The organism is Flavobacterium sp. (genome assembly GCF_024710485.1).
Taxonomy (GTDB): Bacteria; Bacteroidota; Bacteroidia; order Flavobacteriales; family Flavobacteriaceae; genus Flavobacterium.
Map to the genome: position 1 here is coordinate 18,275 of NZ_JANJUQ010000045.1, position 23,664 is coordinate 41,938.

Annotated in this window: 19 protein-coding genes; 8 read left to right on the top strand and 11 right to left on the bottom strand. The window is 39.7% G+C overall.

From position 1 onward, the window contains the following. The first annotated feature begins 17 nt into the window (after positions 1-17). The 5 genes from Q0M21_RS11755 to Q0M21_RS11775 all read left to right on the top strand — a co-directional run bounded on the left by Q0M21_RS11755 (position 18) and on the right by Q0M21_RS11775 (position 7,216). Entirely contained in the window at positions 18-1,157 is a 1,140-nt protein-coding gene (locus Q0M21_RS11755) for an acyl-CoA dehydrogenase family protein (protein WP_295338497.1), read from the top strand. 101 nt (positions 1,158-1,258) lie between these two features. Beyond that, positions 1,259-1,939, top strand: coding sequence for an SDR family oxidoreductase (locus Q0M21_RS11760; protein WP_295338500.1), 681 nt, complete (start codon positions 1,259-1,261; stop codon positions 1,937-1,939). A 33-nt stretch (positions 1,940-1,972) separates the two neighbouring features. Continuing rightward, entirely contained in the window at positions 1,973-2,575 is a 603-nt protein-coding gene (locus tag Q0M21_RS11765; protein ID WP_295338503.1) for a SprT-like domain-containing protein, read from the top strand. 59 nt (positions 2,576-2,634) lie between these two features. Next, positions 2,635-3,696 (top strand): mannose-1-phosphate guanylyltransferase, encoded by a 1,062-nt coding sequence (locus Q0M21_RS11770; protein WP_295338506.1) that lies wholly within the window; start codon positions 2,635-2,637, stop codon positions 3,694-3,696. A 100-nt stretch (positions 3,697-3,796) separates the two neighbouring features. After that, positions 3,797-7,216: a gliding motility-associated C-terminal domain-containing protein gene (locus Q0M21_RS11775; RefSeq protein WP_295338509.1), complete on the top strand. Its 3,420-nt coding sequence runs from the start codon at positions 3,797-3,799 to the stop codon at positions 7,214-7,216. Here the strand turns inward: Q0M21_RS11775 and Q0M21_RS11780 are convergent, their stop codons facing one another. The 5 genes from Q0M21_RS11780 to Q0M21_RS11800 all read right to left on the bottom strand — a co-directional run bounded on the left by Q0M21_RS11780 (position 7,217) and on the right by Q0M21_RS11800 (position 11,505). Beyond that, complete coding sequence (locus Q0M21_RS11780; protein WP_295338513.1) at positions 7,217-7,981, bottom strand: ABC transporter ATP-binding protein; 765 nt, start codon at positions 7,979-7,981, stop codon at positions 7,217-7,219. It lies immediately after the preceding gene. Beyond that, positions 7,981-8,727, bottom strand: coding sequence for an ABC transporter permease (locus Q0M21_RS11785; protein WP_295338517.1), 747 nt, complete (start codon positions 8,725-8,727; stop codon positions 7,981-7,983). The genes Q0M21_RS11780 and Q0M21_RS11785 overlap by 1 nt, the downstream gene beginning before the upstream one ends. 271 nt (positions 8,728-8,998) lie before the next feature. Continuing rightward, positions 8,999-9,847: a glycosyltransferase family 2 protein gene (locus Q0M21_RS11790; RefSeq protein ID WP_295338520.1), complete on the bottom strand. Its 849-nt coding sequence runs from the start codon at positions 9,845-9,847 to the stop codon at positions 8,999-9,001. Then, entirely contained in the window at positions 9,847-10,371 is a 525-nt protein-coding gene (locus Q0M21_RS11795; RefSeq protein WP_295338523.1) for a methyltransferase, read from the bottom strand. Before Q0M21_RS11795 ends, Q0M21_RS11790 begins: the two co-directional genes overlap by 1 nt. Positions 10,372-10,443: 72 nt before the next feature. After that, positions 10,444-11,505 carry a 3-oxoacyl-ACP synthase III family protein gene (locus Q0M21_RS11800; RefSeq protein WP_295338526.1) on the bottom strand — a complete coding sequence of 354 codons (1,062 nt, stop codon included), beginning with the start codon at positions 11,503-11,505 and terminating at the stop codon, positions 10,444-10,446. A gap of 179 nt (positions 11,506-11,684) precedes the next feature. Here Q0M21_RS11800 and Q0M21_RS11805 point away from each other — a divergent pair, with 179 nt between their 5' ends. Next, complete coding sequence (locus Q0M21_RS11805) at positions 11,685-13,184, top strand: T9SS type A sorting domain-containing protein (RefSeq protein ID WP_295338529.1); 1,500 nt, start codon at positions 11,685-11,687, stop codon at positions 13,182-13,184. Between the two features lie 14 nt (positions 13,185-13,198). On the opposite strand, the gene Q0M21_RS11810 is transcribed toward Q0M21_RS11805, so the two are convergent. Together Q0M21_RS11810 and gcvP are read right to left on the bottom strand one after the other, a co-directional pair. Continuing rightward, positions 13,199-13,576 (bottom strand): group III truncated hemoglobin, encoded by a 378-nt coding sequence (locus Q0M21_RS11810; protein ID WP_295338532.1) that lies wholly within the window; start codon positions 13,574-13,576, stop codon positions 13,199-13,201. Between the two features lie 127 nt (positions 13,577-13,703). Further along, positions 13,704-16,547, bottom strand: coding sequence for an aminomethyl-transferring glycine dehydrogenase (gene gcvP / locus Q0M21_RS11815; protein WP_295338535.1), 2,844 nt, complete (start codon positions 16,545-16,547; stop codon positions 13,704-13,706). Positions 16,548-16,724: 177 nt separating this feature from the next. Between gcvP and Q0M21_RS11820 the strand changes: the two genes are divergently transcribed. After that, positions 16,725-17,540 carry a hypothetical protein gene (locus Q0M21_RS11820; protein ID WP_295338539.1) on the top strand — a complete coding sequence of 272 codons (816 nt, stop codon included), beginning with the start codon at positions 16,725-16,727 and terminating at the stop codon, positions 17,538-17,540. A gap of 41 nt (positions 17,541-17,581) precedes the next feature. On the opposite strand, the gene Q0M21_RS11825 is transcribed toward Q0M21_RS11820, so the two are convergent. Genes Q0M21_RS11825 through Q0M21_RS11840 form a run of 4 tightly spaced genes read right to left on the bottom strand, consistent with a single transcriptional unit; the run spans position 17,582 to position 19,222 of the window. Then, complete coding sequence (locus Q0M21_RS11825; RefSeq protein ID WP_295338542.1) at positions 17,582-17,968, bottom strand: hypothetical protein; 387 nt, start codon at positions 17,966-17,968, stop codon at positions 17,582-17,584. 12 nt (positions 17,969-17,980) lie between these two features. Further along, positions 17,981-18,325, bottom strand: coding sequence for a hypothetical protein (locus tag Q0M21_RS11830; RefSeq protein WP_295338546.1), 345 nt, complete (start codon positions 18,323-18,325; stop codon positions 17,981-17,983). Continuing rightward, entirely contained in the window at positions 18,322-18,660 is a 339-nt protein-coding gene (locus Q0M21_RS11835; RefSeq protein WP_295338549.1) for a hypothetical protein, read from the bottom strand. Before Q0M21_RS11835 ends, Q0M21_RS11830 begins: the two co-directional genes overlap by 4 nt. Before the next feature lie 58 nt (positions 18,661-18,718). Beyond that, positions 18,719-19,222, bottom strand: a complete 504-nt coding sequence (locus tag Q0M21_RS11840; RefSeq protein ID WP_295338552.1) for a MarR family transcriptional regulator — start codon at positions 19,220-19,222, stop codon at positions 18,719-18,721. A gap of 242 nt (positions 19,223-19,464) precedes the next feature. Here Q0M21_RS11840 and Q0M21_RS11845 point away from each other — a divergent pair, with 242 nt between their 5' ends. Next, the gene (locus tag Q0M21_RS11845; protein WP_295338555.1) at positions 19,465-23,484 is read left to right on the top strand and encodes a GEVED domain-containing protein; all 4,020 of its coding nucleotides are present in this window, start codon (positions 19,465-19,467) and stop codon (positions 23,482-23,484) included. The last annotated feature ends 180 nt before the right edge of the window (positions 23,485-23,664 follow it).

Consider the following 23,664-nt stretch of genomic DNA (forward strand, 5'->3'; position numbering starts at 1 on the left):
AATAACCGTTACAGTATATGGATTTTAATTTAACCGAAGAACAGTTAATGATTCAACAAGCGGCTCGCGATTTTGCCCAAGCCGAATTGTTGCCGGGGGTAATAGAAAGAGACGAACATTCCAAGTTTCCAACAGAACAAGTGAAGATGATGGGAGAGTTAGGATTTATGGGAATGATGGTAGATCCGAAATATGGCGGTGCCGGTTTGGACAGCGTTTCTTATGTTTTAGCCATGACAGAAATTGCCAAAGTAGATGCTTCGGCAGCGGTAATTATGTCGGTGAACAACTCTTTAGTATGTGCCGGAATGGAAAAATATTGTTCGGAAGAACAAAAAATGAAATACTTAGTGCCGTTGGCCAAAGGAGAAGTAATCGGTGCGTTCTGTCTTTCTGAGCCGGAAGCCGGAAGTGACGCTTCTTCTCAAAAAACGACTGCCAAAGATATGGGCGATTACTATTTGCTGAACGGTACCAAAAACTGGATTACCAATGGAGGAACTGCTTCTACATATTTAGTAATGGCACAAACTGATGTCGAAAAAGGACATAAAGGAATCAACGCTTTCATCGTAGAAAGAGGTTGGGAAGGTTTTGAAATCGGACCTAAAGAAAAGAAAATGGGAATCCGCGGCAGTGACACGCATTCGTTAATGTTTACTGATGTAAAAGTACCAAAGGAAAATCGTATCGGAGCCGATGGTTTCGGTTTTAATTTTGCCATGAATGTTTTGAACGGCGGTCGTATCGGAATTGCTTCTCAAGCCTTAGGTATCGCTACCGGTGCTTACGAATTGGCCTTAAAATACGCTAACGAAAGAAAAGCTTTTGGTAAAGAAATCTTCAAGCACCAAGCCATTGCTTTCAAATTGGCCGATATGTATGTTAAAATCACTGCAGCTAAATTGTTAATCATGAAAGCAGCTTGTGAGAAAGACGAAGGAAAAGACATTGCTCACTCTGGCGCTATGGCCAAATTGTACGCTTCTGAAATTGCTTTAGAAGTGGCTAATGAAGCCGTTCAAATTCACGGTGGAAACGGTTATGTAGCCGAATACCATGTAGAGAGAATGATGCGCGATTCGAAAATCACACAGATTTACGAAGGAACTTCCGAAATCCAAAGAATTGTAATTTCAAGAGGATTGGTTTCGTAAATCCATCTTCAAAAATCAATACAAAAGCCTTCCTTTACGGGAAGGTTTTTCTTTTTGTAAGCTTTTCAGGTTTTACTATATTTACCCTACAAAAGAACGCTATGAAAAAAAATATCATTATTACCGGAACCTCGCGTGGTATTGGCTACGAATTGGCTTTACAATTGGCTAAAGCCGGACACCAAGTGTTAGCGATTTCCCGTAAAACACCGCAAGCACTAATCGAAAATGAAAACATTACTTGTTTGTCGGTAGATTTAGGGAAAGAAGAAGAGTTAATTGAGGTCGACAAGTTTCTTACCCATGCTTGGAAAAAAGTGGATGTTATCATACACAACGCCGGTAGTTTGTTGAACCGACCGTTTTCGCAAACCTTCCAAGAAGATTTTGAAAGCGTTTACCGAGTGAATGTTTTTGGGGTAGCCAATCTGACTCGTGTCTGTTTGCCATACCTTCAAGAAGGCAGTCATGTGGTAACCATCAGTTCGATGGGCGGCGTTCAAGGAACCATGAAGTTTGCCGGTTTGGCGGCGTACAGTTCCAGTAAAGGTGCTGTGATTACGCTGTCTGAACTGTTGGCTGAAGAATATAAAGAGCAAGGTATTGCCTTCAATGTGTTGGCGCTCGGAGCTGTAAATACCGAGATGTTGCAAGAAGCCTTTCCGGGTTATGAAGCCCCAATTTCCGCCGCAGCAATGGCTGATTATATTGCCCATTTTGCTTTAACCGGCAACAAATACCACAATGGAAAATTAATTCAAGTAAGTTCGTCTACACCTTAAAAACCGAAACTCGTAACCCGCAACCATCATCCATTGAGCGAAGTCCTTCAAAAATACCTTCCCGAACACGCCGTACTGCCTTGCTTTGAATTAATCAAGAGCAACAATGTGCATTTGAAGATAGTCAACGAGCGCCAAACACGCCACGGAGATTATCGTAGAGCGGTAGGTGGAAAGCATGAGATTACTGTGAATGCTAATTTGAACAAATACCGATTCCTCATCACTTTAATTCATGAAATTGCCCATTTGGTGGCTTATGAAAAATTCGGTCGTTTGATAAAACCACATGGCAACGAGTGGAAGCATACGTTTCAGCGGTTGATGGTGCCGTTTATTCGCCCCGAGATTTTTCCGCATTCGGTGTTGCCATTGGTGGCCAATCATTTCCGAAATCCCACAGCAAGTAGCGATACCGATGCGCGATTGGCTTTCGCCTTGAAACAGTTTGACGAGCGCAAACCCGATATTCACTTTGTGCACGAAGTCCCAAGCGGCAGTTTATTCCGCATTAAAAACGGCAGAATTTTTCAAAAGAAAGGCTTGCGAGTAAAGCGCTACGAATGCCTCGAAATTAAAACAGGACGCTTGTATTTGTTTAACGCCAACGCTGAGGTGGAAATAATTCCGGTATAAATTTGCAAAAAAAACTCAGCAACTTAGTATCTTAGCAACTCAGTTACTCCCAAAAAAAAATGAACAACAATTATTACGCAATACTCATGGCCGGCGGTGTCGGTTCCCGATTTTGGCCGGTAAGTACTACCGATTTTCCGAAGCAATTCCACGACATGTTAGGCTCGGGAGAAACCTTGATTCAGAAAACATTTGCCCGTTTATCAAAGTTGATTCCAACAGAAAATATACTCATTCTTACCAACGAAAGATATAACGATTTGGTATTGCAACAATTGCCTATGGTGAAACCTGAGCAAGTTTTGCTGGAGCCAGCGATGCGCAATACAGCGCCTTGTATTTTATATGCTTCGTTAAAAATTAAAAAGCAAAATCCTAATGCTCTAATGGTAGTAGCACCCAGCGATCACTGGATAGAAGATGAGGCAGCTTTCACCCGCGACTTGCAACAATGTTTTGACTTTTGTCAGGAGAAAAATGCACTGATGACTTTAGGAATTCAGCCGACTTTTCCCAACACCGGATTTGGCTATATCGAATTTGACAGAGTTGATACTAATCCAATTAAAAAAGTTAAACAGTTCCGAGAAAAACCCGATTATGAAACCGCCAAGTTGTTTTTGGAAGCAGGAAATTTTTTGTGGAATGGCGGTATTTTTATTTGGAGCGCGCAATCGGTTACGGTAGCTTTTGAAAAGTTTCAACCCCAAATGAATGCTTTATTTCAAAAAGGATTAGACAGTTACAATACTTCGCAAGAAAGGCAATTCATTTTGGATTACTACGCCCAAGCAGAAAACATCTCAATTGATTATGCCGTGATGGAAAAAGCAGATAACGTTTATGTACTACCGGCAACTTTCGATTGGAACGATTTGGGAACTTGGGGTTCATTGCATGAAAAACTCGATAAAGACCATCAAAACAATGCTATAGTTAATGCTACGGTGATTTTAGAAAATGCCTCCAACAACATCATTCGTTCGAATGCTCAAAAATTGGTAATCATAGATGGTTTAGACGATTACATCATTGTGGATAACGATAGTGTGCTGATGATTTACCCGAAAAGCAAAGAACAAGACATCAAGCGGATTACCGCTATGGCCGACAAATTATAATTAAAAAAGAGCATTTGCTCTTTTTTTTGTGTCAAATTCTAAGAATTTACGCATCCAAATAGGATTTATCGTATCTTTCAAGATTAAAAATTATACTACTATGAAAGATATGCGTTGGCAAATTGGAGTAATCTTGCTTTTTTTGACTCAATTGAGTTTTGGACAATTGTCAAATTTTACTCTTACAGTCACAAAAGTGGATGAAACTTGTACCGCCAATGGTGAGTTGCATTTTTCAGTTGCTAATACCACAGCAGGCGCAACCATGTTGTATTCCGTTTATCGCTTGCCGGATGTGACTACGCCTATTTCCGTGCAATCGGCAAACTCCTTAACCGGATTAATTGCCGGCACTTATAGTGTTGTGGCTACGCAATCTTTAGGCAGTCAAAGTGGTACACAACAACAAGAGGTTACGATTGATGACGAAGTAGATACCTTAACCTATTTAATTATAGGAAATGATGAAGTGTGCAGTTTTGACGGTTCTATCATTGTTACTGCGCTTACAGGAACTGCGGTTAGTTATGAGATTTTTTCCGGACCTATTATCAGACCGATACAAACTTCCAATACGTTTAACAACCTAACCCAAGGAACATACCAAGTTCGGGTTCGAGACAATTGTGATGATGCTGTTGTCCAGACATTTACCATTGAAAAAGCCAATACGGCTATAGTATTTGAAATGTTGCCCCCACAATTAGACGATTGCGATAGCGTTGCTGTTTCAGCCTTATTTGAAACTTTGGACCCCAATGGTGTAATTGCTTATCCGCTAACAGTTACCACTACGGTTACTCCACCAAGTGGTTCAAATTTAGTTTATACGCAAACTGTGCCATCCGGTTTGTCATTTACACAAAACATTCCTTTTTATGAGCAGGATTACAATTACACCTTTACCATAGTCGATCGATGTGGTACTACTTATACACTCAATGGGCTAGTCTCTAATTTGAATAAAGATTCGTATTACGCATTAGCGCCAATCGATTGTACTCATAAAATGGCGGTTTTTTACAATGTAGTCGAATTGAATCTTTTGTCTGGGCCATCGGGTTTCAATTTGCCCATACCGTACAATTTCACACCCCAAATAGCCGACAACTCTGTCTCAGTAACAGGTTTGATTGCCGGAATTTATACCTTTAAAGCTATAAATCAGTGTGATGAATCCTTTACGTTGGTCATAGAGGTTTCTTTTTCAGAAAATCCCCCGTTCCATTTGGTTTACAACGTTGGTTGTGTTTCCGGTTCGGTCTTGATTTATAATATACAGGAACTACTTCTGATATCGGCTCCAGCAACTTATACTTTAGGACTTCCGTTTGATTATACTTCCCAAATCAATTCAGCAAATTATATTGGTTTGGTGTTGCCTGTGGGGACTTATGTTTTTAATGCTATTGAATTATGTGGTGGCACAGTTCCAGTTGAAATCATAATCAATATTGTTCCGGCTCCGGGACCGCCGTCACCTATAATTGGAGTCGGTTGTTTGCCTGGATATGGTGCTGTTTATTTTACGGCTGAATTATCTTCGGTCACTATGCTTACGGCACCAGCATCCTATCCGCAATCGTTGCCTTTTAACGTATCGGACGGAATTAATCAAAACGGAACTTCTTTCTTTTTAGGAATGCTCCCTGCCGGAGATTATACTTTTGAGGCTATAGTTTGCGGTATTCCGTTTACTGTGCCGGTAACTATACAAGGATACCAACCGGTGACCAATATTGCTATCAATCCGAATTGCGGATCATTTGATTTGTCGTTAGCACATAGTTCAAATAATTTAGGGCAAACATCTTATTGGCTGCAAAAATGGAATCCTAGTACTAACAGTTGGGGACATCCTATAACTAATATTGGCTATAATGAAGGTTTTCCGCCAAACAACATGAACTCTTTCCCATTGATTAATAACGCTATCAATTATAATTTTGCCACATTGGGAAGTTTCCGAGTGCTGAAGGTTTTTAATCTTTTTGAAGATCAATTAACGTTTAGGTGTTATGAAACCCTGGAAGAGTTTGAGTTCAATGGCTTGCCAAAGATTACTGATGTTTATGCTGTTTCCTGCGGTAGCACTTTTGAGGTAATTGTCCTGGCAGAAGGGTTAAATCCGTTGCAATACCGAATTACCACTAAAAACGGTCAGCCCTTTGCTGTTGATAACGGTAACTCCAATATGTTTTCAGCTTTAGAAGCCGCTACGTATAACTTTCAAGTAGAAGATGCCTGTGGGAATTTATTAAATAGTGCTTTTGAAATTGTCAATCCGAATCCGTTGGTGATTACTGCTGATGCAATTTTGTGTAACGGCGAAAATCTGACATTATCTGTCCCTGATTTTTCTTTTTTCCAATACCAATGGTGGAAAGGAAACGACACAGCCAACATATTGAGTACAACAAATTCCCTTGACTTTTTGCCTTTTAACGTGCCGGCTAATAACGGAACTTATTATGTGAGTATCTCTTATTCAAACAATCAATCTTCCTGTTTGAATCAAGTGTTGAGTTATACCATTAATATTTCGAATACCCAACCTAATGCAGGTGATAACAATACAGTTTCATATTGCGGTCGTCAAGGTGAAGTCAATTTGTTTGCACTCTTACAAGGTAGTTACGATGCCAACGGCACTTGGTCGGAACTGACTTCAAGCGGAACTTTGACTAACAATCTTTGGAATTCAGCAGCTGTATCTTTCGGAACTTACCAGTTTAAATATCGAGTAGAAGGCAATTGCAATACTTCGGATGAAGCCATAGTGAACATTACTCTAAAAGAAATTCCGCAACAACCTGTGGCTTCTTCAGATGCGGTGATTTGCGACACCCAAAGTTTGAACTTATACGCTTCAATAGTACCTAATGCTACCTATGTATGGAGCGGACCAAACGGGTTTGCTTCCCAACAACAAAATCCAACGTTGAATCCGTTATCGCTTAATGATAGTGGAGCTTATACTGTTTATACGGTATTGGATGGTTGTCAATCACCATCAGATAGTGTGGAAATCATCGTAAATGCTTTACCTGTTGTTAGTCTGAGTCAGGATTGTATCAATGACGAATATGTGATTACGGCCACTACCACTTCAAATGTAGATTTCAATTGGAGCGGACCGGATGGTTTCAGTAGTTCGCAAAATCCGATTGTGATAACCAAAGCGGCTACCGGGAACTACGATTTAACTATTACGGATCAAAATGGGTGTAGTGTTACCGATTCTATAAATGTAATTCGAACCATTTGTTCGATTCCGAAAGGAGTGTCGGCCAACAATGACGGCGATAACGATTCTTTAGATTTAACCGGTTTTGGGGTAGAAAGGCTAAAGATTTTTAACCGTTACGGGATGTTGGTGTATGAAATGGGGAATTACGTCAACCAATGGAAAGGACAAGACAAATACGGACACATTCTGCCAAGTGCTACCTATTATTATTTAGCTACTATGGATACCGGCGAAGTGAAATCGGGTTGGGTGTATTTGATGCACGAATAATTACTCTTCTTTATTCTGCGCTTTTCTGATTTTTTTGAACAGATTAGACGAATACACAAAATCGGTTATCGCTTCATTATCCGTTTTAAAAATGTCTTTTTTGGTGCCTTCCCAAGCCAAAACACCTTCTTTGAGGAAGATAATTTTGTCGCCAATTTCCATTACCGAGTTCATGTCGTGCGTATTGACTACCGTCGTAATATTGTATTCTACCGTGATTTCATGAATCAAATTATCGATTACGATAGCCGTTTTCGGATCTAAACCTGAATTGGGTTCATCACAAAAAAGATATTTCGGATTGTTCACAATGGCTCTGGCTATCGCCACCCTTTTTTGCATACCACCCGAAATTTCGGAAGGCTTTTTATGATTGGCATTGATGAGGTTCACGCGGTTGATGACAAAATTCACGCGGTCTTTAATTTCGGCATCGGTTTTATTGGTAAACATTTTCAACGGAAAGCCTACATTTTCTTCCACCGTCATACTGTCGAAAAGTGCACTGCCTTGGAATACCATCCCAATCTCGGTTCGCAACGCTCTTTTTTCATCCGGTGTTAACTCCGAATAGATGCGACCGTCAAAGGAAATTGTGCCTTTGTCGGGCGAGTGTATGCCGAGCAAACTTTTCAGTAAAACCGTTTTTCCCGAACCACTCTGTCCGATAATTAAATTGGTCTTTCCGGCGTCAAAAACAGTTGAAATTCCTTTTAACACCTTGCTGTCTCCGAAAGACTTTTCTACATTTTTAACTTCTATCATCAGGTTAGCAGTAATTGTGTTAAAATATAATTCGATAAAATGATTGTCACCGACGTCCATACAAACGAAACCGTACTGGCTTTACCTACTTCCAACGCGCCGCCTTTCATGTAATACCCGTGAAACGACGGAATAGTGGCGAGCAACATCGCAAAAACCACAGTTTTGATAAAAGCATAAGCAATGTGAAACGGTATGAATTCTTGTTGTATTCCGGTGATAAAATCATTACTAGAGGCAAACCCGCCGTAAACTGAGGCAATCCAACCACCAAAAACACCTAAAAACATTGAAATTCCAATGACAAAAGGGTAGAGTAGCAAGGCAATAATTTTTGGAAAAATTAAATAGTTTAACGAATTCACACCCATCACTTCCAAGGCGTCAATTTGTTCGGTAACCCTCATGGTTCCTATACTCGAAGTAATGAATGAGCCCATTTTTCCCGCCATAATAATCGAGATAAAAGTGGGCGCAAACTCCAAAATAACCGATTGTCTAGTGGCAAAACCGATGAGGTATTTCGGAATCAACGGATTGGTCAAGTTCAAAGCCGTTTGTATCGACACTACGCCGCCAACGAAAAACGAAATAAAGCAAACAATCCCAAGTGAGTCAATGATCAAATCATCAATCTCCTTAAAAATCAACTGTCGCATAGCCGACCATTTTGTGGGATTGCGGAAAACTTCCTTCAACATCAAGAAATATTTCCCAATTTGCGATAAATACCGAATGAGCATCATAGGCCTAAAATAATGTCAAAAATAAGCAGAAGTTATGACCCGAGGAAAAATAAATTTCTTTATTTTTTGAATCGGCGAAGCAGTTATAAGTTATAAGTTTTTGGGTGTTTCCTTCTGCAGTCGCCTTTCAGCCTCGTGTCCCTTCGGGTCGGGCTATCCGTTACAATGTTTTTAGGATTGAATTTTTTCTTGCATTGGGCTACCGGGCTATTCTAAAAAGGATTTTCACTACACACGAGCGAAGCGACTGCCGAAGGAATCCCTAGCTTTTTTAGAACAACTTCTCTTTCATCTTTTTCCAACGGTAATTTCGAATGAATTTCGCTTGTGCTTCTGAGACCAATAAAGGTTTTTTAGCCGATTTCGCTTTCCAAAACCCCTTGATGTAATCTACAAAAAGTAGCGGTTTGCCTTTTCGTATCGCCAATTTTAAAGAAGCAATGGCTGTGATGAAAAAGCCGTAACCCAAAGTGTAGAAAGCCTCGCCTTGTTTGTAACGCGCTGTTTTATTGTAATTGGCACCGGTTGGTTTGAGGTGTTTGACTTTCAGAGACGCATCGGTTACTACTTTCCAATCGTAAAATTTGCACAGCAACTCGTCAACAGTGTCCCAGCCCATAGCCGGTTTTAATCCGCCGATTTGTTGGAAAGTTGCTTTTCGATAGGCTTTAAAGGCGCCGCGAATATGGTCTTTGTCGGTTAAGTTTTCCAAAAGCCATTCTCCGTTTTTTTCAATGTAAGCAAAACCGCCAACCATCCCGATTTTGGCATCGGATTGAAAATGATGTATGATGGTTTCGAAATAATTCGGAGGGAAAATCAAATCGGCATCGGCTTTGACGATAATGTCGTATTGATCATCTAGTGTTTCTAATCCTTTTTGAAAGGCCAGAATAACTTTGCTGCCGGGCAAATGAATCGCATCGGAAGTAGCGTTGACCAATGAAATCCAAGGATGTTTTTTGGCAAAAGTCAGCACAATTTCGCCGGTTTTGTCAGTAGAATTGTCATTCACAATAACAGCTTTCTTTGGCAAAACCGTTTGGTCTGCCAAAGATTGTAGCGTCAGTGCCATAAAGGCCTCCTCGTTATGCGCCGGAATAACAATATAGTAGTTCATTATTTTACTCTTTCAGCATATACCAAATAGTAGCGAGGCGTAATCCAACGCAACAAAGGACGCAATCCTAACTTTTTTACCGGATGGGTGAATTTTAGGCGGTCAACAATTTTGTAGCCGGCTTTTTCCAACAACCAATCGAGTTGCCAATCTTCAAACTCGTGGTAATGCCTGTCCCACATATCGGTCTTACTACGATATGCCGGTGAAAACCACAAACGCAAAGGAATTGAGATCAATACTTTGTCAGCTTTTACGTTTTGTAACACTGTATAAGGATTAAGCAAATGCTCAAAGATTTCGAAAGCAGTAAATACCTTGTAGTTTTCTTTTTGCAGAGTACTTTGGTCGTTGTCTACGTCTTCGCCCTTGGTATTGATAACGGTATAACCATTGTCTTCCATGATTTTGGAAAACGGATTGGGAACACCCAAATCAAGAATGGTTTCGGAGGTTTTAACGTGTTTTTTTAAAAACTGTAAAGTAAGGTTAAATCGTTTGCTCGGATAGGTCTTCTCGTACATAGCGTGTTAAAAAGATTGTCGTTAGGTATTCGGCAAAATTAAACTTTTAAACCTTTGAACGGATAAACTTTTTTACATTCTGTACACAATCGCATTCACATTCATTCCGGCACCTACGGAAGCAAACAAAATGACATCGCCTTTGTCCAGTTTATGATTTTCCAATTCGCCCTTTACCAGTAAATCGTACAAAGTTGGGACTGTAGCTACACTTGAGTTTCCTAGTTTATGAATGCTCATTGGCATAATGCCTTCCGGTGCTTTTTGTCCATAAAGTTTGTAGAAGCGTTGAATAATGGCTTCGTCCATTTTTTCATTGGCTTGGTGTATGAGCACTTTTTTGATGTTACTGATATCGATACCACTCGCGTCAACACATTCTTTCATGGCTTTGGGAACCTGACTTAAAGCAAATTCGTAAATTTTTCGCCCGTGCATTTTGATGTAACGCACATCGGGATCGTGCTCTTTATTGAAAGAATTTCCGAAAAATAAATAATAGGCTTCGTCATACGTAAAAGTAGCAGAAGCGTGTGCTAAAATACCGCCTTCTTCTTCTTCTGTAGCTTCTATAATGGTAGCGCCGGCGCCGTCTGAGTAAATCATACTGTCGCGGTCGTGCATGTCTACTACACGAGATAAAGTTTCGGCTCCAATCACCAAACATTTTTTGGCCATACCGGCTTTGATGAAAGCTTGTGCCTGAATCACACCTTCTATCCAGCCCGGACAACCGAAAAGCATATCATAGGCAACACATTTAGGGTTTTTGACACGCAAATCAAATTTAACTCGGGTAGCTAAACTCGGCAAAATATCAGTTTGAATCGCGCCTTTTTTAACATTGCCGAAATTGTGGGCAAAGATAATATAGTCCAAAGTTTCGGGATCTATACCGGCGTTTTCAATCGCTTTTTTGGCAGCGATAGTAGCTATGTCTGAAGTTAATAAATCGTCAGAGACATAACGGCGTTCTTCAATGCCGGTGATGTCGTAAAATTTTTCGGTGATGACTTCGTTGGGTAATGGGAAAGGTGTACCGTCATCATTAAGGAAGACATGTTTAGTAAAATCCTTATTGGTCACTATTTCGGTCGGGATATAACTCCCGGAACCGGATATTTTAATGTTCATGTGTAAAAGTAATAGTTCTACTAAATTATTGATTTAATAATAACATTTAACGCTTTTATTTATTAATTGTTAATTTTTGCGAATTCGTTTGTTTTTTACTGTCTTTTTTTAACAAAATATAAATTATTCTCGTTTTTGTAAATAATTTAGATTGTTTTATTTTTGAAAAAAATATGAATATGAAAAAACTTTACTTTCTCCTAGTAGCCTTGTTTAACGCAGCAGTAATTTATGCTCAAAATGATTTATGCGCTAATGCTATAGTCTTAACTCCCGGTTCATCTTGTACAACGGTTCAAGGCACATTTAATGGTGCAACAATAGCAACACCTAAACCGAGTTGTGCCACGGATGCCTCTCAGGATGTTTGGTATAGTTTTGTTGCTACTGAGAAAATGATGGGTATAGTTTTATTTGGAACCGCCGGAATCAGTAACGGTTTTGAAGTTAGAACCGGAAGTTGTGACGGTTCAATAATCATTTGCAGAAATGTTAACAATACAACGGGTTCAGGAGAAAGTCTAATTTATAACAACTATGAAATAGGAACCACTTATTATATTCGTGTTTTTAATGCTTTCATAGCAACGTCTTCCAATACTTTTTCTATTTGTTTGCAAAGTTATCCGGCGCCGGTCAATGACAATTGTACCAATGCAATTGTTTTGAATACTTCAACCGCATGTAATGCAGTTGAAGGAACATTTTCCGGTGCGACAATAACTACTGCTGCCCCCGGATGTGCTGCGGATGCATCTCAAGATGTTTGGTATAGTTTTGTAGCAACTGAAAAAACAATGGGGATTCATTTATCAGGAACTTCGGGGATAAGTAATGGCTTTGAAGTTTTAACCGGTAATTGCAGCGGACCGTCATTCCTATGCAGAAATGCCAACAATGCCAGTAGTTCCGGTGAGAGTGTTCTGTTCAATAACTTTGAAATAGGGACAACCTATTTTGTCAGAGTTTTTAATGCATTTACAACCCCATCTATCAATACTTTTACGATTTGTGTGCAAAGCTATCCACAGCCTGCAAATGATAATTGTTCAAATGCTATCACGATTCAGCCCAATAGTAGTTGTACCACCAATACGGTAGCTTTAAGCGGTTCAACTTTAGATGGTGTGAGTTCTATATTTCCGTGTTCGCCTAATCCATCACAAGATGTCTGGTATAAGTTTACGGCAACTAATGCTTCCTTGACCATTTCCTTGTCTACTGTTGTAGATGTTAGCAATGGTTATCAAGTTTATGAAGGAGGATGTAACGGAACGCTGGTGTATTGCAGAAATGCCAACGGAAATGGGTCTGGCGAAACATATACTTATGGTGCTTATACGGTTGGTAACGAGTATTATGTACGTGTGGTAAATGAATATTCGACACCGTTAACCACTTCAAGTTTTAATATTTGTGTGGTAGATGCAACACTGAGTTCTCCAGAAAATTCGCTTCAAAACGTAGCAGTTTATCCTAATCCTGCAAATGATTTTTTACAAGTAAGTAATGTTGAAGGTTTGACCGGTTATGAGTTATACAATCATTTGGGACAAATGATACGAAAGGATAAACTAAATAGTAATCTAATTAATATACAAGATTTACAAGCAGGTATTTATGTGCTCAAGCTAACCAATGATTCGGGTTCAATAGTAAAAAAGATTATCAAACAATAACAAAAAACGAGAGGTTAGTTCCTCTCGTTTTTTATTTTAATTTGCATAACTGTTCCGATACTTAAGGCTTGGGTTTTGATTTGCTCTGCTTTTGGACCGACGAAGTTTTCATCGACTGTATTGTAAAAATGATTGAGCCAAATTTTAAAAAGTTCCGGTGAAAGGTATGATTTGGCATTAACATCCAAATGAATTTGCGTTAAGTTTTTGGTATAACCGCCGGTGCCTAAAATCGCTTGAGACCAAAAGGTAACCAAAATAGGTAAATGTTCTTCGAGTTTTATCTTGACTATATCAGTAAAAATATAGCTGATAGCCTCATCGGATAAGAGCTTTTTGTAGAATTCATCTACTAATAAATATAAATCGTCTTGGTTTTTGATGTCGTTCATGGTTTTTTATTTGATACAAAAGTAAAACTTCTCAAGGGTTTAGCAATAAAACAAAAGGTTCCAAAGAATAAACTTGGAACCTTTTGTATTACATTGTATTTTGTACTTCTAACTTCGTACTTTTAAATTACATATACGCTTCAATCGGCGCACAAGAACAAACTAAGTTTCTGTCTCCGTAAGCATCATCTACTCGGCGAACACTTGGCCAGAATTTGTTTTCGTGGATGTACTCCAAAGGATAAGCAGCTTGCTCACGAGTGTATGGATAACTCCAAGTATCTGCTGTAAGCATGGCTAAAGTGTGCGGTGCATTTTTCAATACGTTGTTATTATCGTCAGCTGAGGCAGCAGCAATTTCTTTACGAATAGCAATCATGGCATCGCAAAAACGATCCAATTCGGCTAAATCTTCTGATTCAGTAGGCTCAATCATTAAAGTGCCGGCTACCGGGAAAGAAACCGTTGGTGCGTGGAAACCGTAATCCATCAAACGTTTTGCAATGTCGGTTACTTCGATACCGTTTTGTTTGAAGGCACGACAATCCAAAATCATTTCGTGTGCCGCGCGTCCCATTTCTCCGGAATATAAAACCGGGTAATGTGCTTCCAAACGGGCTTTCATATAATTGGCATTTAAAATAGCGTGTTCAGTCGATTTTTTCAAGCCTTCAGCGCCTAACATGGTGATGTAGCCATAAGAAATCAAACACACTAAAGCAGAACCGTACGGTGCGGATGAGATGGCTGTAATGGCTTGTTCACCGCCAACTTTTACGATAGGATTGGTTGGTAAGAAAGGAACCAATTTTTCGTTAACGCAAATCGGACCAACACCAGGACCGCCTCCGCCATGCGGAATAGCAAATGTTTTGTGTAAGTTTAAGTGACAAACATCGGCACCAATGGTAGCCGGATTGGTCAAACCAACTTGGGCGTTCATGTTAGCGCCATCCATGTAGACTAAACCACCATTATCGTGAATAATTTTAGTGATTTCGCAAATAGCACTCTCAAATACACCGTGAGTTGACGGATAAGTCACCATTAAGGCCGAGAGATTGTCTTTATGCTCGATAGCTTTTGCTCTCAAATCTTCTACATCGATGTTACCGTTTTCCATGGTTTTGGTTACGATAATCTGCATACCGGCCATAGCTGCTGAAGCAGGATTGGTGCCGTGTGCCGAGGACGGAATCAAACACACATTTCTGTGAGCATCACCGCGTGACAAATGGTATGCACGAATCGCCATCAAACCGGCGTATTCGCCTTGCGCTCCTGAATTCGGTTGCAAAGTGGTGCCTGCAAAACCGGTTACTACATTCAGCTGTTGCTCCAGTTTTTTTAGCATGGTAAGATAACCTTCTGTTTGATCTGCCGGCGCAAATGGGTGAATGCTGTTCCAGTTTGGCATCGACAAAGGCAACATTTCAGCCGCCGCATTGAGTTTCATTGTACAAGAACCCAAGGAAATCATCGAGTGGTTTAACGACAAATCTTTGCGCTCTAATTTTTTGATGTAACGCATCAGCTGTGATTCAGAATGATGGTTGTTGAATACTTCGTGTTGTAAAAACGTTGAGGTTCTTTCGAGTGAAGCAGGGAAATTATTTTGTGAACTTAAACCTGAAACCGTAAAAGCTTCTTTGCCGGTGGCTTCTGCAAAAATGGCTATGATTTGATTCAAATCGCTTAACGAAGTCGTTTCGTTTAAGGAAATTGAAATCGTTTGGTTGTCGATGTAAAAGAAGTTAACCTCTTGTTTTTCGGCTATGGCTTTTACTTTAACCGCATCTGCTTTTACTGAAATGGTATCAAAGAAAGCCGTATTGGTTTGGTAAACGCCTAATTTATTCAAAGCATCGGCCAGAGTTACTGCGGATGCATGTACTTTATTAGCGATGTATTTTAATCCTTTCGGTCCGTGAAAAACCGCGTACATTCCGGCCATAACCGCTAATAAAACTTGAGCGGTACAGATGTTAGAAGTCGCTTTTTCACGTTTGATGTGTTGCTCACGGGTTCCCAATGCCATACGCAAAGCGCGTTTTCCGTTGGCATCAATAGATACTCCGATGATACGGCCCGGCATAGAGCGTTTGTATTCCTCTTTAGTGGCGAAGTAGGCTGCATGTGGTCCGCCAAAGCCCATTGGAATACCAAAACGTTGTGTGGTTCCAACAACAACTGAAGCGCCCATTTCTCCCGGAGAAGTCAGTTTGGCTAACGATAAAATATCGGCAGCTACGGCTACTTTAATTTCGTTTTCATTCGCCTTGGCAATAAAGGCAGCATAATCATTAACTTGTCCGAACTTGCCCGGATATTGTAGAATGGCTCCGAAGAAATCGGATGAAAAATCAAAGGTTTCGTGGTTGCCTACGACCAGTTCGACACCGATAGGCGTAGAACGCGTTTGCAATACAGATAAGGTTTGCGGTAAAATTTCTTCGGAAACGAAAAATTTACAAGTATTGTTTTTCTTTTGGTCACGAGTGCGAACATCATAAAGTAGAGCCATCGCTTCGGCGGCAGCAGTTCCTTCATCTAGTAGGGAAGCGTTGGCGATTTCCATGCCGGTCAATTCCATTACCATGGTCTGGAAATTCAAAATCGCTTCTAATCGGCCTTGTGCAATTTCGGCTTGGTAAGGTGTATAAGCAGTGTACCAACCCGGGTTTTCAAAAATATTTCTTTGGATTACAGCGGGCACTATAGTCGGATGGTATCCCAAACCAATGTATGATTTAAATAATTTATTTTTTCTGCCCAACTCCTGAATGTGAGTCAAGTATTCATATTCGGTCATAGGAGCATCCAGATTTAAATCGTTTTTCAAGCGAATATCGTCTGGAATAGTTTCGTAGATTAATTGGTCGAAGTTTTCCACTCCGATGGTTTTGAACATGTGGTTCAGGTCGCTTTCACGCGGACCGATGTGGCGTAATGCAAATGCGTCTGTTTTCATTAAATTGTAAGGTTCTAAATGTATTTAGTTGTGTATGTTGGTTGCAAAACACTAAGGTTTTATAACGCCAACAAAAGTAATTATTAATGTTCTAATTTTGTGCTAAACAAAGTCTAATATTTTGAGAATTTTTTAACCAAAACAGCTTCTTATTAACACATTGTTTATCTTTAAAGAATGCAAATTGTAAAACGACTTTTGGATTTTTACCTAAACAGCAGCGTACACGTGGCGTTGTCGGTTTATGCATTGGTGAAAATTACAGGATTTTTGTTTCAAATTTCAACTATCGAAAACACGGCTCTTTTTGCTTTTTTCGGAACAATAGTCGCCTACAATTTTGTGAAATATGATGCTTTGGCGCGAATCCGAAAAATACAATTGCGGAAGCAATTAAAAGCGATAGTTGTTTTGAGCTTTCTATCTTTTTTGGCTTGTGGGTTTTACTTTTTCCAATTGGCTTCTCAAACCAAAATAGTAGCTCTTGTTTTTTTATTGCTGACATTACTTTATACGTTACCTTTTTTTCCTAATCGAAAGAATGCGCGCAATTGGGCCGGTGTGAAGATTTATATAGTAACCTTGTGCTGGGTTGGCGTGACTTTATTTTTGCCGATATTTGATTCTGGTTATCCATTGACCATTGCAGTTTTTTTAGTAGCAGTTCAGCGTTACATTTTAATTTTTGTGTTGGTTTTGATTTTTGAAATCATCGATTTGCAATACGATGACCCGCATTTGAAAACCGTACCGCAACAAATAGGCGTAGGTCGAACCAAAACTTTGGGGGCTTTGTTGTTGGTTGGATTTATTGTATTGGAATTTTTGTACGCCGATTTCAATTGGCCTTCATTGATACTGAAATCGGGTATTGCAGGCAGCGTTTTGCTTTTTCTGCTTTTTGCGCATGAGAATCGCTCGAAATATTATTCTGCTTTTTGGGCAGAGAGTATTCCCATTTTGTGGTGGATTTTACTGGTTTTGTTCCAATAAAAAAGCCGAAGTCAATCTTCGGCTCCTTTTTTTAGTTTGCGTTAGTCTTTGAAAGCTAAGTGTTCTTCTGTTTGTGCTTCTCGGGCTTTTCGTTTGCCTCTAAAGAAAAAGTAAAGGTTCAAAAAAAGCATCAAACCCAAATAAATGGTGAATCCGCCAATTTTATAACTGAGTTCTTCAATCAATCGCTGGTAACTGTCCTCGTATAGATTCATCTCTAAAATCATCAAAGCAAAGCCAAGATTGAGCAGGTAAAATCCCGTTTCAAAGAGTTTGTTGGTGGCATTGGCAATTTCTTCTCTTCCTTTAAAGATATCCAACATGTAAATTTTACTGTTTTTGAACAAAGTCTTAGAAACATAGTAAGTTAAAAACAAAGCCACAGGTAGATAGATAGCGTAACCGATTATGATTTTTGTAGTTTCCATAATAATATGTATTTAAATTAATTTTTGAATGTATTTGGTGAGAGCGTAAATGTTTAGATAATGCATCAAGGCAATGGTTCCGATGATGATGGCCGATTTGGAGGCGATGACTTCAATGAGTTGGTTGAGCGTGGTAATCTTTTCCCAGGAAATTAGTGTCATGGCGCAGTACCCAATATTGAGTAAATAATACCCTAATAGGAGTATTTGATTGATTTTATGGCATAAACCCATGTGCTCTGGAATGAGTTGCGCCACATATACATTCCCATTTTGGTAGCAAATTCGGCCTACTTTGATAATAATTACAATCGTTATCAGTAAATAAATAGCGTATCCGATAAGGTTGAGGTTCATAGTTTTGCTTTTTGGTGAATGATATAAGTCAAGTAAAAAGCTAGTGCAGCAGGAATCCCAAACAGAGTTAAGGTTAGCGGATTATAATATTCGATTTGCGCATTGATGTACCACAGTGTGAAAAATATGATTGTAGCTGCTATGTAGCCTTGAAGCTTTCTGTCATTCGGCTCATCATAAAGCATACACAAAGCCAATACGACTTGAATAAAACCGGTCAACATGGTAGAAAGTAGGGCTAACATCAGGGCACCTTCTTTAAATAACGGATAAGTAAAGGCTATGGCGAAAGGAAGTCCTACGGCAAAGGCATTAAATTGTTTTATTGCATTCATAGTTATTATAAATTTTAAACTTTCAGAAAAAAATGAAAGTTTTGATTAAAAAAAAGGTTTACTTCATAAATTTTAATAAAATTTGAGCCAGCCAATTATCTTTGTATTCGGTTATTTTATCCAAAACGTTATCGGCTTTCAGTACAAAGTCATATAATTTGGTGGTTTGTTCTACAAAGTGCTTTTCTTCAGTAGTTCCGTCGGCTTCGATAGAGGAAACTTCTTTTAATACTTTCAAAGCAGGTTTAATCTCACGCTTACTGCGCTCTTTAGAAATTTTTACGGCCAATTCGTCTAAGTCTTTTTCAGCGGTAAAGTATTCTCTGCGTTCTCCGGTTTTATATTCTTTATAAACAATGCCCCAATCCATTAAAGCTCTTAAGTTCATGCTGGCATTACCACGTGAAATTTGCAGTTCTTCCATGATGTCTTCCATGGAAACGGGTTCGTGCGACACCATTAACAAGGCGTGAATCTGTGCCATAGTTTTGTTGATGCCCCATTGCGAGCCTAAAGCACCCCAAGTTTGAACGAACTTATTTTTTGCTTCTTTGAATTCCATGAAACAAAGTTAGATAAAAGTTTTTAAACTTTCAAAAAAAAATGAAACATATTTAATAGTTTGACTTTATAGTATAAAATAATTATTGAAGGAGTTGGTTATTTAACAGTTTTTATGATTAAAAAGTCTTAAAAATTGTAAATTTGTTATAGAAAATAATTCTTAAAAGTTAAATTGATTTTATTGACTTGGAAAGGCTTTAAAACGCCCTAATTTAGCTTTGTTAACTAAAAATTATTATTATGAAAAAAATTACTTTACTGGCAGAACAGGGCAATCCTGTTGGTTTTAAACGCTGGTATGCAGTTTTGTTGATGCCGATTTTTCTATTGTTGGCAAACACATCTCTTGCTCAAGTAAACAATTACACGTTTACACAAACAGCGGGCTCTTATACTCCTATAACAGGAGGGACTGTGCTTTGGACCGGTTATGATGCTTTTGACAGCGAGTCAACTACAGTTACATTACCGAGTCCTTTTGTTTTTCAAGGTGTGACATACAATACTATATATGTCAATGTAAATGGATATGTTTTGTTCGGTAGTACTACAGCAACAACCACTCCGATTTCTGCAGGACGTAATGCTGTAGCTGCTTTTGCTCTTGATATTGATGCCAAATCAGCCAGTGCAGGTACAGGCGTTCCTGAAATAAGATGGCAACAAGTGGCCAATGAGTTTGTTGTACAGTGGGCTAACGTATGTCGCTATACGACCAGCGGTGCTACTTCTGCTGAAAATTTGAATTTTCAGATTCGTTTGGACACAGCAACCGGTAAGGTGAAAGTTGTTTATGGAACTTGTGTGGACAGAGTTACGCCAAGTACTACCTATCCACAAGTTGGATTAGGTGGTGGTTCGGCAACAGTTTACAATAACAGAACTATCGCTGCCGGTGGTGGTGATTGGATTAACTCTACTGCAGGTATTGCAAACAATAATACTATGGCATACAATGGGACTACTATCCCAAGTGCCGGTTTAACTTACACTTGGACACCACCATCTTGTGTTGCTCCAACGGGATTGACTGCCGGAAATCTCACGCTTAATAGTGCTACTGTTTCTTGGACTGCATCTGTATCAGCTCCTAATGGCGGTTATGAGTATGAAGTAAGAAGTTCAGGAACTGTTGGTAGTGGTACAACCGGTTTAGTTACTAGCGGAACCACCAGCGGACTAAGTTTGCCTGTGAGCGGGTTAACAGCCAATACAACTTATACATATTACGTAAGAGCTATTTGTGGCTCGGGCGACAATAGTGCTTGGGCATCAGCTACATTCTTAACAGGATATTGCGTCCCTTCTTCTACTTCAAATGCAACATATATTAATAATTTCTCTACCTCGGGAGGAACAACTAATATTTCAAATCTAGCTTCTGGTTATGCCCCAACCGGTTATCAAAATAACTATGATACAGCAGCTGTGAGTCAATATCCAACAGGAACCATCAACTTTGCTTCTGATATTGTTGGCGGAACTCTTGGAACCAGTATTTGGGTAGATTGGAACAATGATTTGATATTTGATAATGCTACGGAAAGAGTTTTCGTGACTACAGCATACGGAGGCAATCAAGTCGGAAGTTTTGTAGTGCCAAACGGTACGCCACTGGGAGATTACAGATTGAGAATCAGAGTGGATTTCAATGCTATTGCTCCTGATGCTTGTGCTTCCACCAATACAAGAACAGAAGCAGAAGATTATAAACTTACAGTAATTGCACAACCAAGTTGTTTGGCTCCAACCGGTTTAACTATTAATAATGTTACAGCTACAGGTGCTACTTTTAATTGGACGGCTTCTGTTTCAACTAATAATGGTTACGATTATTATCATTCAACTTCTAATACAGCGCCAACATCAGGTACAACGCCATCAGGAAGTGTTGGACAAGGTATAGTGACTGCAACAGTTTCAGGATTGACTCCAAGTACAGATTATTTCGTTTGGATCAGAACCAATTGTGATGCTAATGGTTTGAGCAATTGGACTTCAGTTCCGGTAACTTTCAAAACACTATGTAATCCACCGGTAATTACTGCAACTACTCCTGGTTCTGTATGTGGACAAGGAACAGTAAATTTATCAGCTACTTCAAATGAAGGAACTATAACTTGGCATGCAACTCAAACCGGTGGATTAACTTTAGCAACCGGAGGTACTTTTACTACGCCAAGCATTAACACTACAACCTCTTATTGGGCACAAGCTTCAACAGGAGTTACACAATCTTCAGGTAAATCGGCTCCTCCAGCCACTGCAACAGGAACTTCCATAGTAAATTGGGGTATTGTTTTCAATGCAACGGAAAGTGTTAATTTACAAAGTGTATCCTTATACTCCACTACAGCCGGTACGGTAAACATTAAAGTAACCAATGCTGCTTTAACGGAGTTATACGCCACCGGAGATGTAGCGATTGCTGCCGGAGGTACAACAACACCAAATGTTATTCCGCTTAATTTTACAGTTCCTGCCGGAACAGGATACAGAATCTTGGTGAAAGCTTACACGGGAGTTACTTTAGTCAGAGACTCTTCAACTTTAGCCTTCCCTTATGTTGGAACCGATGGTAAAGTAACAGTTACCTCTTCAGAATGGGGTGGAACCACCACAGGTACTTACTATTATTTCTATGATTTAAAATACAACCAAGGATGTACTTCTGCCAGAACTGAAGTTGTAGCTTCAGTAGTAGCACCACCTGCCTTAACAGTAAGTACTAACAATACAGCTGCCGTTTGTCAAGGGCAATCTTCAAATCCGGTTACCCTTTCAACCGGTGGTACAGATTACAATACTTTTACTTGGTCTCCATCAACAAACGTAACGGGAGATGCTGTTAATGGTTGGGTTTTCAATCCTTCCGCGACAACTAGCTACACTTTGACTGCTTCTCAAACATCAGGAGCTTTGTGTACTACTACTGCCAACGTAACAGTAAATATCAATCAGAATCCGGTTGTTGTCGCTACAGCTACAGAAAATACTATTTGTGAAGGAAGTTCAACAGCGTTGAATGCTTCAGTAACAGGAACATTAGCCGTTGGAAACGCCACTACATTAACAAGTGCAACTACGCAACCTACAGCATTTTGTAACCGTTGGGCGCAATATTGGAACCAAACGGTTTTCACTGCAGCCGAATTACAAGCTTTAGGATTAACTGCCGGAAATATCACTTCAATTGCTTATAACATTACCACTTTAGGTTCAGGCTCTAATGTTACTAATTTCTCAATCAGTATCGGAACAACTTCAAATACTGCATTGACTGCTTTTCAAACTACAGGTTTGACTACCGTGTATGGTCCGTCCACTTACAACCATCAAGTTGGAGTAAATACCATCACTTTTGCTACACCTTATTACTGGGATGGTGTTTCTAATATTATTGTTGATATCAGACAAAATGGTGCCGATAGTACTAATAATGCAATTACTTACTTTACAGCTACTACTGCTAATACCACTATTTCGGCTGTTACCAGTACAACATTGGCTACCAATTCACTCCAAAACTTGGTGACTGCCGGAACTGTAGTTCCTACAGCTTCTACGCAGCGATTAAATGTGGTGTTCGGAGGTCAATTAGCTCCGGCTCCTTTCGGATTAACATGGTCATGGAACCCAGGTGCATTATCAGGTGAATCAGTAACGGTAGCGCCAACAGCAAATACCACTTACACCGTAAGAGGTACAAACCCTAACTCAGGATGTTTTGGAGAAGCCACCGTTGCTGTTGCTGTGAACAGCGCTGCAACGCCAACCGGAAATCCAACCCAAATTTTCAACGTTAATGATCCTGCTGAAGCTACTATCGCTTCATTAGTGGTTACCGGAGATAATTTAACTTGGTTTGCCTCAGAGGACGATGCCATCGATAATTTAAATCCTTTAGCTACCGGCACCCAATTGGTAAGTGGTACTACATATTATGTGGTGAGTACTTCTGCAACAGGTTGTCGCAGTGCTGCCTTTGCAGTAACTGTCACTGTTACTTTGGGCAACGATTCTTTCAACTTAGCCGGTTTAAAATTGTACCCTAATCCGGTGAACTCATTGTTGACTGTAGATTATACTGATACCATCACGGCTATCGAAGTATTCAATATTGTAGGTCAAAAAGTAACTGCTAAAAACGTAAATGCTTTAAGCACTACAGTAGACATGTCAAACTTAGCCGCCGGTACTTACTTTGTAAAAGTACAAGCTGCTAATGCTGCCAGAATAATTAAAGTGGTGAAAAAGTAATTGTCATTTCACACCATAAAGAAAGCCACCGAAAGGTGGCTTTTTTGTTTTTAGGAGTAGGGCGTTCCCCCGATAAGTATAATCTGCTTTGACCCGAATGTTTGGCTATCGGGGTCGGGCTGTCCGCAGTACGCGGTACTTGCTCCCATCCCTAACGCGGGTATAGTGTACAAAAAAACC

Bases quoted from the DNA above. Each gene is read 5' to 3' on its own strand.
- Q0M21_RS11825 (WP_295338542.1), bottom strand. From the start codon at position 17,968: ATGGAAACTACAAAAATCATAATCGGTTACGCTATCTATCTACCTGTG.
- Q0M21_RS11830 (WP_295338546.1), bottom strand. From the start codon at position 18,325: ATGAACCTCAACCTTATCGGATACGCTATTTATTTACTGATAACGATT.
- Q0M21_RS11835 (WP_295338549.1), bottom strand. From the start codon at position 18,660: ATGAATGCAATAAAACAATTTAATGCCTTTGCCGTAGGACTTCCTTTC.
- Q0M21_RS11820 (WP_295338539.1), top strand. From the start codon at position 16,725: ATGCAAATTGTAAAACGACTTTTGGATTTTTACCTAAACAGCAGCGTA.
- Q0M21_RS11775 (WP_295338509.1), top strand. From the start codon at position 3,797: ATGAAAGATATGCGTTGGCAAATTGGAGTAATCTTGCTTTTTTTGACT.
- Q0M21_RS11760 (WP_295338500.1), top strand. From the start codon at position 1,259: ATGAAAAAAAATATCATTATTACCGGAACCTCGCGTGGTATTGGCTAC.
- Q0M21_RS11795 (WP_295338523.1), bottom strand. From the start codon at position 10,371: ATGTACGAGAAGACCTATCCGAGCAAACGATTTAACCTTACTTTACAG.
- Q0M21_RS11780 (WP_295338513.1), bottom strand. From the start codon at position 7,981: ATGATAGAAGTTAAAAATGTAGAAAAGTCTTTCGGAGACAGCAAGGTG.
- Q0M21_RS11755 (WP_295338497.1), top strand. From the start codon at position 18: ATGGATTTTAATTTAACCGAAGAACAGTTAATGATTCAACAAGCGGCT.
- Q0M21_RS11770 (WP_295338506.1), top strand. From the start codon at position 2,635: ATGAACAACAATTATTACGCAATACTCATGGCCGGCGGTGTCGGTTCC.
- Q0M21_RS11810 (WP_295338532.1), bottom strand. From the start codon at position 13,576: ATGAACGACATCAAAAACCAAGACGATTTATATTTATTAGTAGATGAA.
- Q0M21_RS11840 (WP_295338552.1), bottom strand. From the start codon at position 19,222: ATGGAATTCAAAGAAGCAAAAAATAAGTTCGTTCAAACTTGGGGTGCT.
- Q0M21_RS11805 (WP_295338529.1), top strand. From the start codon at position 11,685: ATGAAAAAACTTTACTTTCTCCTAGTAGCCTTGTTTAACGCAGCAGTA.
- Q0M21_RS11845 (WP_295338555.1), top strand. From the start codon at position 19,465: ATGAAAAAAATTACTTTACTGGCAGAACAGGGCAATCCTGTTGGTTTT.
- Q0M21_RS11790 (WP_295338520.1), bottom strand. From the start codon at position 9,847: ATGAACTACTATATTGTTATTCCGGCGCATAACGAGGAGGCCTTTATG.
- gcvP (WP_295338535.1), bottom strand. From the start codon at position 16,547: ATGAAAACAGACGCATTTGCATTACGCCACATCGGTCCGCGTGAAAGC.
- Q0M21_RS11785 (WP_295338517.1), bottom strand. From the start codon at position 8,727: ATGATGCTCATTCGGTATTTATCGCAAATTGGGAAATATTTCTTGATG.
- Q0M21_RS11800 (WP_295338526.1), bottom strand. From the start codon at position 11,505: ATGAACATTAAAATATCCGGTTCCGGGAGTTATATCCCGACCGAAATA.